This window comes from Psychrobacter glacincola (assembly GCF_904846075.1).
Lineage (GTDB): Bacteria > Pseudomonadota > Gammaproteobacteria > Pseudomonadales > Moraxellaceae > Psychrobacter > Psychrobacter glacincola_C.
Genome location: NZ_CAJGZH010000003.1, coordinates 605,083 through 617,446, shown reverse-complemented (window position 1 = coordinate 617,446; position 12,364 = coordinate 605,083). Strand labels below are relative to the sequence as shown.

Below are 12,364 nucleotides of genomic sequence, written 5' to 3'. Positions count from 1 at the left end.
TGTTAAACAACTGTGCAGCCCACCTAGACTCTGACGAAACGTTGCCGCTAAAAGTCACAGAAAAATCAGCTGTGAGCTTATTTCCTGACAGTGGCAATCAAAGTAACAATAATAGCGACCATGACAGTAAGCTCAATGATACCTTGCGTCCGAATTTTTGGTCGCGCTTTGCACTGTCAGAACTCAATCATAGCGAATGGGAAGCGTTGTGTGATGGCTGTGGCAGCTGCTGTTTGATTAAGTATATTGACGAAGATGAGCATGGTGATGTGGATGAAGAGTTGGTCGAGTATACCGATGTGACTTGCCAGCTAATGGACTGTACGACGGGTCATTGTCAGCACTATGACACGCGTCAAGAGCATGTGCCAGACTGTATTCAGCTGACCATGGACAATCTGCCGCAGATGATGTGGTTGCCTTCGCACTGCGCCTATAAGCGTTTGTATAAAGGACAAAATTTGCCAAGTTGGCATTTGTTATTGACCCAAGATGCAGTGGTAACGCAGCAACAAATGCGTGCTGCCAATGTTGGCGTGGCTGGGCGCTGTGTTTCTGAGATTGGTATGTCTGATGAAGCGATGGAGGAGCGGGTGGTCAGCTGGGTTAAGCCTTGATAATACTGAGAGTTACTGAAATCAGTGACATTAGTGACATTGGTATTATTGCAGGGTAAAAGTACAATGCTACTTGATGTTAATAAGAAGCCTGAGCCGCAGATTTGGCTTTTGCCTCAGCATCTTCTTGCGTGTCAGCCAATGGCGGGATAGGAATGTCCTGACGAATTTGCTCAGAGAACTCACGGCTGTTTTCGTTGCTATTAACGCCAGATTCTAGATTGATTTGATTATTAAATGCTTTAACCTTTGAGTTGATATGGGTACGCTCGTACCATGTATCCATTGACCACGGCTGTCCAGTCTTTTCTGGATTAGCGTCAAGCATACCGACATCATATAGATAATTTGGCAGCCAGCCAGAGACCCAAATACGATAATCCCACGGCAGGCGATCGCCACTGACGATACGCGCCATATAAAAAATGATATTGGTGCAATTACTGAGCAATGTGTTATACCAAGCAGGCTTGGCATTCAATTCATCGGCAGCGGTTAAGTAAGATTCAAATAGTGACTTGACCTCGTGCTGCTGCAAGTTGCTAACGGGAAATAGATAAACTTGCTCGCCACGCGCATTCGTTCGGGTATAGATAATATCACGCTCTTCTGCGGCAATCAGGCTCAGCTCATAGCGTCTAAAAAACCCTGCCAATGCCGAAAACGACTCGCCTTCTTCTTTACGAATCTCAAATGAGAAAGCAAGCGGTCTATCATCTTCAAAACGAAAACTGACCAAAGTATGGGCAATCAGTGGACCCATCCAGTAAGAATTGGTGACATCGACGCCAGATAGTTTGGACATATCAATGGTACGTGTGTCCCAGCGTTCGGTCGCCTCCGTGTCGGTATGCCAATCAAAGTTGCGTACATTGGTTAGGGTCACTAAATCAGGATTGGTTGCATCGCGCTTGTAAGTGACTCTTTCACTTACCTCAGCCATCCAGTCGCGCTCTTGCTGGGGTTCAATAGAAAAAAACCAGCCAACGCCTACCAACCAAATAGCGCCATATAAAGCGGTTAACCATTTATTTGCTGACTTGCTATTTATGGTTGCTTTGTTGCTCCATTGTTTACTGCTGCGTTGTTTATGATCAAAGCGCTGAGCTATTTTCGGCCAATAGCGAACGCTCAGTAAGGCTGTCAGTACACCAACAATGAAAAGTGCGGCTAACCAAGTGATGGCGGAGCCTGCCCCAAACTGATACCAAATCGCCAGCAATAACCAAACGGCTGACAGTAGCAAGGTAATAATGATGAAAAACTGTATAAGATAATATCGCCATGTAGGTGTCGGTTGGCGACCATTCGCAGTGTTATTTTTTAAGCCGTGTCTATCCGAACCATGATTATTTGACTCAAGCGTGTCCAAGCCGTTATCTGAACGATGGCTATGTGAGTGCGGCGTGAGCAGGCGAGAGAAAAAGGAACGTAGCGACATAGGGTGTGTTTTGGTGTGTGAAGGCTTTGACCATAGCAAAGTTTATAACATACTGACAATACAATTTGAGTGAATTTATCGTTGAATGTCGGTGAGCCTTGCGCTAAAGTGAAGCTACTTTGATCTGCTCTATTTATGATTTAATAATCAGAGATCTGTTTTATTTGCTGTATTCATCCCCATCTACGTCTGTTATTACGTATTATTGTTTTTACGTATTATTTTAATTGTTATTAACTAAAGAGGTTAAATCACATCACCATGTCTGACGACACTCCCAGCCCGAGTAGTTGGTCGATGCGCGGCTTAAAACGCTGGCTATCGACCGCCCCCGAAACCCGTGACGAATTGATTCGTCTGGTACAAGACTCGCGCCAGTTCTTAGAGCCCGATACCGTCGATATGTTGGAAGGCGTGCTGGATCTGCCTGCGACACAAGTGCGAGAAATCATGACTCCGCGTCCGCAAGTGGTTGGGCTGCACGAAAGCACCAGTCTCGCTGAGGTGATGGATATCATCCTTGAGACCACCCATTCGCGCTATCCTGTCTTTGACAGTCAAGATGATGATGCGGTCATTGGCATTTTATTGGCCAAAGATTTGATTCCTATTCTTGTGCATATGGTGCGCGATCAAGAAGACAAAATCGATAGCAAACGTTTGAGAGATCTGGTACGTCAGCCGCTATATATTAGTGAGACGGCACGTTCTGATACCTTGTTACGCTCATTGCAGCGTACCCAAGTACATATGGCTATTGTCGTCGATGAATTCGGCAACTTTGGCGGTGTCGTTACCATGGAAGACTTGCTTGAAGAGATCGTCGGTGACATCGTCGATGAGCATGATGACTTCGATGAAGACAGTGATATCAATAACATCGTCGCTGATCCTGAAAAACCAAATACGTGGCGTGTGCAAGCGTCTACCGTGATTGAAGACTGTAATGATGAGCTTGGCAGTCATTTTGATGATACGGATGTCGACACCATGGGTGGTCTAGTCATGCAGGCGCTTGGTTATGTGGGTGATTTGGAAGGTGAAAGCGTGGTGATAGATGATTGGAAAATCACTATTACTGATGTTGAAGGGCGTTTTATCCAAAATCTTGAGCTCACCAAAATCAATCCTGATCAGCAAATATTGATAGGTAGTCATTGATGTGTCGATAGCGACCTAAACATTATTTGATATACTCAAAAAAACACGATTGCGGTCGTGTTTTTTTTGTGTTTGCTATTGGGTATTTGCTACGCAATGTTACCTATAATGGGTTGAGACTGGTATCATGGGCGGGTTTAACTTTTAGATACTGTACAAAACACAATACGGTCTGCTTCAGCTTGGTTTTCATCTGAATGTTGACGCTTAAAATTTTGAAAAATATGGTTTTGGATAACTGCTATGCGCCTGTCTACTGTTGATTTACAAAAACGCCTGAACCCTGATAAGCCCAAGGGTTTGCCTATAGCGCTGACGGTATTGATTGCGTGGCTGGCAGGTGCGGTGTTTATATTTGCACTGGCGCCTTATGGTATTTGGCCACTGGCGCTAGTGTCGCCTGCTATTTTATATGCCTTATTGATGCCTGATATGAGTGGCAAGCGTGCTTTTCTTATCGGTCAGGCTTACGGTACGGGACTTTGGTGCGTTGGCGCATTTTGGTTATACACCTCTATTCATGTTTATGGCGATACGCCAGCATGGCTTGCGCTGATTATGATTGCGCTGATGGGGTTAGGCATGGGGTTATTCCATGGCTTTTTGGCGTTGGTTTTCAACCGTATGGTCGGTCGTCAGCCGTTGTCGTTTGCGGCGCTATGGATATTACAAGAGTGGCTGAAAACGTGGCTGTTCACTGGATTTCCGTGGTTGTTTGTCGGTTATGCCTTTACGGAGCAGTATTGGTTATCGTCATTAGCACCAGTTGCTGGCGTCTTTGCAGTGTCTTTTGTGGCGGTATTATTGGCAGCCAGTTTGGTTGAGCTATTGCGTCGTCGTGGTGGCTATATGATTCCATCAATAGCATTGTTGGTCATTAGCAGCGCGTTATGGTTGATTAATCCGCAATGGACGAAACCAAAAGGCACGCCTGATTTGTCCGTGTCCTTAATCCAAGGTAATATTCCACAAGATTTAAAATGGCTCACCGAATATCAAATAGAAACCCTGAAAATTTATGCAACTCTGACAAGTACTGAGTGGGATCGCGATATCGTCTTATGGCCAGAATCCTCTATTCCTATGTTTCAAGATGAAGCGATTGGCTTTATCAGTGAAATGGTTAAAATGGCCAAAGAAACAGATACCACATGGGTAACAGGTATTCCTTATCGAGATTTAGAAAACTTTGACCCAAAAACAGATAAATATCCGCCATTTTATAATAGTGTGGTTGCGCTAGGTAGTGATGCTGAGGGGATGTATAAAAAGCAGCGTCTGGTACCATTTGGTGAATATATTCCCTTCGAAGGTATGTTAGATATCTTGCCAAACCTTGCTGGTAGCCAAGAAATCATGAGCTATAGTCGTGGTAGTGACAACCAATCACCGCTGCGTGTACGTGGTCATAATTTGGGCTCAGCAGTCTGTTATGAAGTGGCTTACCCTGATACCACTCGTAAAAACGCGATTGGCACGGACTTCTTATTGACCATCTCAAACGATGCTTGGTTTGGTACGTCGGCAGGTCCATTGCAACATCTGCAAATGGTGCAGATGCGCGCGCTAGAGAATGGGCGTTGGTTTATGCGTGCGACCAATACGGGCGTGACCGCTATCATTGATCATAAAGGTCGTATCGTCGAGCGTGCACCGCAGTTTGAGCGCACGGTATTGCGCGGTGATGTTCAGGCGCGGGTTGGTAATACACCTTTTATGAGCTTCGGTAATTATCCGATTCTTTTTATCATTACGCTGTTACTTGTCTTGAGCTACTTTGGTAAGCGTGGGATGCCGCAACCGCATTTGGGTAAGTCGCTAAAATAATTGGCTATTATTACCAGTGATAATGAATCGCTCGAATGGGTTATGATAATTAACCACAAAAGCGAGTGGCAAAGTTTGTTGATAATAAATCCTTTAAATACTTAAGGGTTTTAACAAATCGGTACGAATTGCGATATAATAGACCAATATTTTAAATATTTTGTGCAAGGTGGATAAGGTATGTCAGAACATATTGTCGAAAACAACCCTAAGAAAGAGTTCTTATTTGCTTTAGGCGGTGTTGCCTTATTTTTAGGTATCGTCTTACTTATTGGTATTTCTGGATTTTTGCGTCCAGCAGGCGAGCACATTACTGCTGAGACAACCGAAACGTCAGCGGCTGCTGCTGAAGCAGAAGCGATTGATGCTGAAGACACTGCGCCAGCTGAAACAGCACCTGTAGCCGCGGATGCTACAGCGACTGATACTGATACTGATACTGATACTGCTGCAGATGCAGGCGTCACTCCAGCGACCGATACTGATAGCGCTGTGGTTACCGCAGAAGCTGGTACTGCCACTGCTTCTGGTACAGTTAGTCAAACTGCGGTTGCAGATGCTGATCTAACGGCTGAGCAAGCAGACGGTGATTTGGAAGCGGGTGATACCACTGATGAAGCGGTAGCCGCACAGTAACATACGTAAGTCGATGCTACATTTTTAAAGTATGGCTCGACAAACCGCTTCGCTTAAAGTCCAAGGATTTTCGCTTAAAGCCTAAGTGTTTTTGCTTAAAACCTAAGTATTATGGCAATATTATTGTAATACCATAAGCACAACAGCGTCGTCATCACTGCCATTGATGCTAAAAATAAAAGCCCGCTTTCAGCCAATGATAGCGGGTTTTTTTGTGAGTATTTGTGTAATTATTGACCAATTATTTCTTTACTTGATTATATCCAAGTGAAACAATGATGCGCCTATATGACCGCTTGTCGGGATAATTATATGTTTAGTCGTTAATACAGTGGTCTTTAAAGGAATAAAGTTATGAGTACAGAATCAAAGTCAGAGGCTAGTGCTGCTGAATTGGCAGCACTAGATAATGGATTTATGGGGCACCCTAAGCCGTTACGTCCATTGTTTTTCACAGAAATGTGGGAGCGATTCTCTTATTATAGTATCCGTCCACTATTAGTATTATTTATGGTAGCGACCGTCGGTAGTGGCGGTTTTGGTTTCGATGAAGTTACAGCTTCTGCTATCTATGGTATTTTTGCTGGTTCGTTATATTTAGCGGCAGTACCGGGTGGCTGGTTGGCTGATAATTGGCTCGGTCAAGAGCGTGCACTGTGGTGGGGTAGTATTATTATCGCCCTTGGTCATTTGTGTATCGCACTATCCGCTATGTTTGGGATGACGCTGTTTTTTGTGGGTTTGATGTGTATCGTTCTCGGTTCAGGCTTATTTAAAACCTGTATCTCCGTGATGGTCGGAACGTTGTATCCCAAAGGCGATGCACGCCGTGATAGCGGCTTTACTCTATTCTATATGGGTATCAATATTGGTGCGCTACTGGCTGCCCTTATCGTTGGCGTATTTAAAGAAAAAGGTATGTGGCATGTAGGCTTTGGTGTCGGTGGTCTTGGCATGTTAGCTTCACTATTGATTTATCGTTTTTCAGCTAAAAAAACCTTAAATCGTTATGCTCGTGCCAAAAACATTACGCCTGAATGGGAACAAACGACTGGACGTTTCAAAAATGTAGGTCGCTGGGTTGGCGGGTTTCTCGCGCTACTTGCTGCCATTACTGTCTTAGTGTCGACTGGTATTATGCCATTTAACCCTGAAATGGTTGCTCAGTATATGACTTACCTCATTGCAGCAGTCGTCATATTATACTTTGCTGTCATGTTTATTTCACCGCGATTGGATAAAACTGACAAGCTGCGTTTGTTAATTTGTTTTATCTTAATCATCGGCTCGACGCTATTTTGGTCAAGCTTTGAGCAGCAGCCAACGTCTTTTAACCTGTTCGCTGATCGCTATACAGACCTGAATGTTTTAGGCTTTGAAGTGCCTAGTATTTGGTTCCAGTCGCTTAATCCCTTATTTATTTTAATATTAGCACCGATCATCAGCATTGTCTGGGTCAAGCTTGCCAATCGAGGTCTTGAGCCAAATAGTATGGTAAAGTTTGCGCTTGGTATGTTGTTTGCCGCTGCAGGCTTTGCTTTGATGATATTTGCCTCAAAAAGCATTTTGACTAGCGATGGTGGATTGGCTTCACCTTTATGGTTAGTGGGTAGTTTATTATTGCTGACCCTTGGTGAGTTGGCGCTCAGTCCTGTTGGTCTGTCTGCAATGACTAAGCTTGCGCCAAAAGGCATGCAAGGTCAGATGATGGGGCTTTTCTTTGCTTCTCTTGCTTTAGGTAATTTGGTTGCTGCGTTCTTTGGTGGTCAAGTATCAGCGGATAAGATCGAAGGGTTGCCGGGCTTATTTACGATGATGACAATCTTTTTGGTGGTCACAGCCGTTGTCTTATTGGCATTAGCCAAACCGATCAATAATATGCTGCAAAAAAGCGAGCGTGCAGATACGCTGCGCTAATTCAGACACACGGTTAACGGATTTAGGGTCAATATCAATACCAGCAAAAATGTTAGATGGCGAGACGTGTTACCATGATTGGTAGCACGTTTTATGGTGACACTTAGTAAGTTATTGCCCCCACGCTATTGAAAGTTCGCTTTCCGCCCAAACATCTAATGATGCTCTGCTGTAATGCTATTAGGCTCTTAACAGTAGTTAGCCTTATCTATCTGGTCATTGACAACATTTTAATTTTTAAGACATTGAGCGTCTTACGCAGGTTGTTTAGATGCTAAGCATTCAGTGAATGATAAATAGCAAACGCCTAAAACAGTTTACTCGCTCAAATAAGACGACTATCCATAGTCGCCTCACAATATGATTTTTCCAAATCTTATTTTTTAAAATCAATAAGGACACCTTTTATGAATAAACAAAGCATCCACGATCGTATCGACAGCCTACGTCAGGCGTTGGTAGCACAAGATCTGACCGCGATTATCGTACCGTCTGCTGATCCGCATTTATCTGAGTATCTGCCAGAATATTGGCAAGCGCGCTTATGGTTATCAGGATTCACAGGCTCAGTCGGGACGCTCGTTGTTACCGCTGATTTTGCTGGGTTATGGACGGACAGCCGCTATTGGGTACATGCCGCTGACCAATTAGAAGGTACCGGTATTAGCTTAGAGAAGCTTGCACCGGGTCAGCCAAATCATATTGACTGGTTAGCTGAGCACTTAGCAGAAGGTGATAGCGTGGCAGTCGACGGCAATGTATTGTCTATCTCTGAGCAAGATAGATTGTTAAATGCCTTTGATGCCAATGACATTACCTTAATCACTGAGCGTGACGTATTGACAGAAATATGGAGCGATCGTCCAGCGCTACCTACTGCCAGTCTATATCAACACGATGCGCAGTTTGTCGCGCAGTCTGCTACCTCAAAACTTGCCGCTGTACGCGCAGGTATGGCTGAGGCAGGTGCAACCCATCACTTGCTTTCAAGCCTAGACGATATTGCTTGGTTGACCAATTTACGCGGCGCTGATGTTGACTATAACCCTGTGTTTTTGGCACATATGCTCATTAGCGAAAATGACGCGACATTGTTTATCGATAATAATAAAGTCAGTAGCGAGATAGCACAAATCTTAAAAGACAGCTGTATCACCCTTGCTGATTATGACGCTGTGCAAGATGCGTTGGGCACATTGACCGCCGATGACTTATTGCTATTAGACCCAAGTAAAGTGGCAGTGGGTACGTTATCTAAAATGGGCGATGGCATAGGTTTTATTGAGCAAATGGCGCCAAGTACGTTGCTAAAATCAGTGAAATCTGACGCTGATATCGACCATGTGCGTGAAGCCATGCGTCAAGATGGCGCGGCATTAAGTGAGTTTTTTGCCGCATTTGAGCAGCGTTTAGCAGACGGTGAGCGTTTAAGCGAGCTAGATGTTGATAGTATGCTCATCGAAGTGCGCAGTCAGCAGCCACACTATGTATCGCCAAGTTTCCCGACTATCGCAGGCTTTAATGAAAATGGTGCGCTGCCACATTATCGTGCAACGCCTGAGAAATTTAGCTACCTAGATGTCAATGAAGGCGAGGGTGGTTTATTGCTCATTGATTCAGGCGCTCAGTATCAAAACGGCACCACAGACATCACCCGTGTGGTCGGTATTGGACAGGTAAGCAGCGAACACAAACGTGACTTTACCACCGTACTTAAAGCCCATATTGCCTTGGCCAAAGCACATTTCCCCAATGGTATCGCTTCACCACTCATCGATGCGATATGCCGTGCACCATTATGGCAGGCACAGATGGATTATGGTCACGGTACAGGTCATGGCGTTGGTTATTTCTTGAACGTTCATGAAGGCCCACAAGTGATTGCTTATAGTGCCAGCATGCCGAAAGAGCGTGCGATGAAAGAGGGCATGATCTCAAGTAATGAGCCAGGTCTATATCGTGAAGGCAAATACGGTATTCGTATTGAGAACCTGATGGTTAATAAACGTGTTGCCCAACCAGTAGAGACGGAATTTGGTGACTTTCTTAATTTTGAGACCGTCACTTATTGCCCAATTGATACTCGTTTAATTGAGTCGTCATTATTGACTCAAATCGAAATTGATTGGTTGAATAATTATCATAGCCAAGTCTATGCAGAGCTAAAAGACCGCGTTGAAGGTGCGGCACTTGACTGGTTGACTGAGCGGACTAAGGCTATCTAAAGTAAACGCTCATATCGACGAATCTAAAATGAAAAAACCCCCGTAAAGTTTACGGGGGTTTTTTAGTACGAGGAATTTATTACTGAGGATTTATTGCTAAAGGGTAATGCGTAGGACGCAGCGTTTAGCTTTTTTTAAACTCTTTATCAGTTACTGCTTCATCTTCGCTTAGATTTTGAGTCACTTCAGCACGTAACCAAGATTTTAAATTCTCAGACATCAGCATCATTTGCTCACTGAGATAATCATCAATTTGCATTTCCAACTCACGGATCATCTCTTGATGTGTAGTACTCAGTTTTGCATCTTTCAGTGCCAGTTTGATGGCGGCGCTGGCTTTGTCATTGACCGCTTTTATACTGTGGTCGTCATTGATATGCTTGTCATTAGCGACATTAGCATGTTCACTGGTGGTTTTGTTCTCAGAGCTAGATTGCGTCGCAGCCGATTTTTCAACATTTTGGTTTTTTTCAACCGTGTTATCAATACTAAGCGATTCTGAATCACTCGCATCATTGGCATTCATAGCGGTCGTTTTATCAGCAATATTCTTCTTCTCAGCGGCTATTTGCTCAGTTTTCTGTTGTTCTTTTTGCGCGGTATCTGCTACTTCACGAAGTTTGGCTGCTTCTTTTAATCTAGCACTTTCTTTTAATCTGGCATCCTCTGCCGCTTTTACTTTTTGTTGTTCTTCTCGCTGCTGTTTTTCTGCGGTCGCTTGCTCTTCGGCCTTTTTGTCAGTAATGGCTTTAGCGATGGCCTGCTCCGCTTCATGGTTTTCGTAGAGCTCATCGATGTGGGTATCCAAATCATGAGTATTAAAGACAAAGCTTTCAAATGGGGTATCGTTTTGCAATAAGGTGGTGATGTCTTTTAGCTCTTGGGTAATAGCTGCGCGAATAGGCTCAGGCGCACACGTCCAGCGCTGGTAAAACTGATGGGAAAATGAGTAGCTTGACATGGTATCGTCCATAAATGTTCCAAAAATTACCCCTTATCATACGCAAATACGATAAGGGGCTGCAAGTGGACAAACGTAGCAAATCTGACACCAAGGTTACAACGACCGATATGGAGAGTTTTATACCTTAATGATTCACGGGCCAGCGCGCAAATACTAACGAGCCATTGGTACCACCAAAGCCAAAGCTATTGGATACGGCATACTGTAGGTTTTCAACTTTGCGCGATTGGTTGGCGACATAGTCGAGGTTACAGTTGTCTTCCACATTGTCCAAATTAATGGTGGGTGGCACATGCTGATGCTGTAGGGTAAGGACGGTGAATATGGCTTCAACAGCACCCGCGGCACCAAGCAAATGACCTGTCATAGATTTGGTTGAGCTGACCAAAATGCGGTCTTTAACTGGGGCAAAAACGGTTTCAATAGCAATCGATTCAGCGACATCACCTGCAGGGGTGCTGGTGCCATGAGCGTTGACATAACCAACACTCGATGGCTCAATACCTGCATCATTTAGGGCATTACGCATCGCTCGCGCCGCACCGCTGCCATCTTCAGGCGGTGCTGTGATGTGGCTGGCATCATCACTCATGCCAAAGCCGACCAGTTCAGCGAGTATGGTTGCACCGCGTGCTTTGGCATGAGCAAGGCTTTCTAGTACCACCATACCCGCACCATCACCGAGCACAAAGCCATCACGGTCTTTGTCAAAGGGACGCGAGGCTTTGGTTGGCTCTTCATTACGAGTTGAGAGGGCATGCATGGCACCAAAGCCTGATATGCCAAGTGGGCTTGAGCCTTTTTCACTACCACCTGCTAGCATGACATCGGCGTCACCATAAGCAATCAAACGTGCAGCGAGACCCATCGCATGGGTAGCGGTGGTACAAGCCGTCGATGTCGCAAGGTTGGGACCTTTTAAGGTATGTTTAATCGCCACTAAGCCTGCTGCCATATTCACAATAGAGCCAGGAATGATAAAGGGTGAAACTTTCATAGCGCCTTTTTCTCGTAGCGTATCGCGACTGTTTTCAATGGTTTGGATACCACCAATACCTGAGCCTAAAATAATGCCGAATCGCTCTTGATCGACATTTTGCACAGGTGCATCAGCAGCACTTACTTCATCGATAAAACCAGCATTCTGTAATGCCATACTAGAGGCGGCAATACCATAATGAATAAATTCATCATAGCGTCGCGCATCTTTGGCATTCATATATTGTTTGGCATCGAAATCTTTGACCACGCCAGCAATTTGAGCACGATAGCCAGTAGCATCAAAATGTGTAATTGGCGCGATGCCGCTATCACCATTGAGCAGCTTAGTCCATGAGCTATCGACGTCGAGTCCCAAAGGTGTCAACGCACCCATACCCGTAATTACGACGCGCAAGTCATCGCTACGCTCATAGTGCGGTGGTTTCTGACGCGGTTGATACTCTGCTGTTGCGCTAGCATCATTGGTAGCTTGATCAGTAAGTGAACTGCTGTGTTGGCTCATGCGATATATCCTATACTTACAAGTCCTAAGAGGAGGGTATTTCAGAATTCATTATAAAACACATAAGTGCAC

The 12,364-nt window shown here is 44.7% G+C and carries 9 protein-coding genes; 6 read left to right on the top strand and 3 right to left on the bottom strand.

The features are described from left to right. Positions 1-143: 143 nt before the first annotated feature. On the top strand, positions 144-617 hold the full coding sequence (locus JMW85_RS13785; protein WP_227681912.1) for a YcgN family cysteine cluster protein: 474 nt from the start codon (positions 144-146) through the stop codon (positions 615-617). 79 nt (positions 618-696) lie between these two features. Here JMW85_RS13785 and JMW85_RS13780 read toward each other — a convergent pair whose 3' ends face one another. Continuing rightward, positions 697-2,058 (bottom strand): Lnb N-terminal periplasmic domain-containing protein, encoded by a 1,362-nt coding sequence (locus JMW85_RS13780; protein ID WP_201582136.1) that lies wholly within the window; start codon positions 2,056-2,058, stop codon positions 697-699. Positions 2,059-2,319: 261 nt separating this feature from the next. Here JMW85_RS13780 and JMW85_RS13775 point away from each other — a divergent pair, with 261 nt between their 5' ends. The 5 genes from JMW85_RS13775 to JMW85_RS13755 all read left to right on the top strand — a co-directional run bounded on the left by JMW85_RS13775 (position 2,320) and on the right by JMW85_RS13755 (position 9,824). Next, positions 2,320-3,219: a CBS domain-containing protein gene (locus tag JMW85_RS13775; protein ID WP_045445952.1), complete on the top strand. Its 900-nt coding sequence runs from the start codon at positions 2,320-2,322 to the stop codon at positions 3,217-3,219. A 243-nt stretch (positions 3,220-3,462) separates the two neighbouring features. After that, positions 3,463-5,046: an apolipoprotein N-acyltransferase gene (gene lnt, locus JMW85_RS13770; protein WP_201582135.1), complete on the top strand. Its 1,584-nt coding sequence runs from the start codon at positions 3,463-3,465 to the stop codon at positions 5,044-5,046. 180 nt (positions 5,047-5,226) lie between these two features. After that, complete coding sequence (locus JMW85_RS13765) at positions 5,227-5,682, top strand: hypothetical protein (protein WP_201582134.1); 456 nt, start codon at positions 5,227-5,229, stop codon at positions 5,680-5,682. A 354-nt stretch (positions 5,683-6,036) separates the two neighbouring features. Next, complete coding sequence (locus JMW85_RS13760) at positions 6,037-7,599, top strand: peptide MFS transporter (protein ID WP_201582133.1); 1,563 nt, start codon at positions 6,037-6,039, stop codon at positions 7,597-7,599. A 407-nt stretch (positions 7,600-8,006) separates the two neighbouring features. Continuing rightward, positions 8,007-9,824, top strand: coding sequence for an aminopeptidase P family protein (locus tag JMW85_RS13755; protein WP_201582132.1), 1,818 nt, complete (start codon positions 8,007-8,009; stop codon positions 9,822-9,824). A 124-nt stretch (positions 9,825-9,948) separates the two neighbouring features. Here the strand turns inward: JMW85_RS13755 and JMW85_RS13750 are convergent, their stop codons facing one another. Together JMW85_RS13750 and fabF are read right to left on the bottom strand one after the other, a co-directional pair. Beyond that, on the bottom strand, positions 9,949-10,797 hold the full coding sequence (locus tag JMW85_RS13750; RefSeq protein ID WP_201582131.1) for a hypothetical protein: 849 nt from the start codon (positions 10,795-10,797) through the stop codon (positions 9,949-9,951). 115 nt (positions 10,798-10,912) lie between these two features. Further along, the gene (gene fabF, locus JMW85_RS13745; protein ID WP_201582130.1) at positions 10,913-12,292 is read right to left on the bottom strand and encodes a beta-ketoacyl-ACP synthase II; all 1,380 of its coding nucleotides are present in this window, start codon (positions 12,290-12,292) and stop codon (positions 10,913-10,915) included. Between the last annotated feature and the right edge of the window lie 72 nt (positions 12,293-12,364).

Excerpts from the sequence above, each read along its gene's own strand:
- lnt (WP_201582135.1), top strand. The coding sequence starts at position 3,463 with ATGCGCCTGTCTACTGTTGATTTACAAAAACGCCTGAACCCTGATAAG.
- JMW85_RS13765 (WP_201582134.1), top strand. The coding sequence starts at position 5,227 with ATGTCAGAACATATTGTCGAAAACAACCCTAAGAAAGAGTTCTTATTT.
- fabF (WP_201582130.1), bottom strand. The coding sequence starts at position 12,292 with ATGAGCCAACACAGCAGTTCACTTACTGATCAAGCTACCAATGATGCT.
- JMW85_RS13780 (WP_201582136.1), bottom strand. The coding sequence starts at position 2,058 with ATGTCGCTACGTTCCTTTTTCTCTCGCCTGCTCACGCCGCACTCACAT.
- JMW85_RS13760 (WP_201582133.1), top strand. The coding sequence starts at position 6,037 with ATGAGTACAGAATCAAAGTCAGAGGCTAGTGCTGCTGAATTGGCAGCA.
- JMW85_RS13775 (WP_045445952.1), top strand. The coding sequence starts at position 2,320 with ATGTCTGACGACACTCCCAGCCCGAGTAGTTGGTCGATGCGCGGCTTA.
- JMW85_RS13755 (WP_201582132.1), top strand. The coding sequence starts at position 8,007 with ATGAATAAACAAAGCATCCACGATCGTATCGACAGCCTACGTCAGGCG.
- JMW85_RS13750 (WP_201582131.1), bottom strand. The coding sequence starts at position 10,797 with ATGGACGATACCATGTCAAGCTACTCATTTTCCCATCAGTTTTACCAG.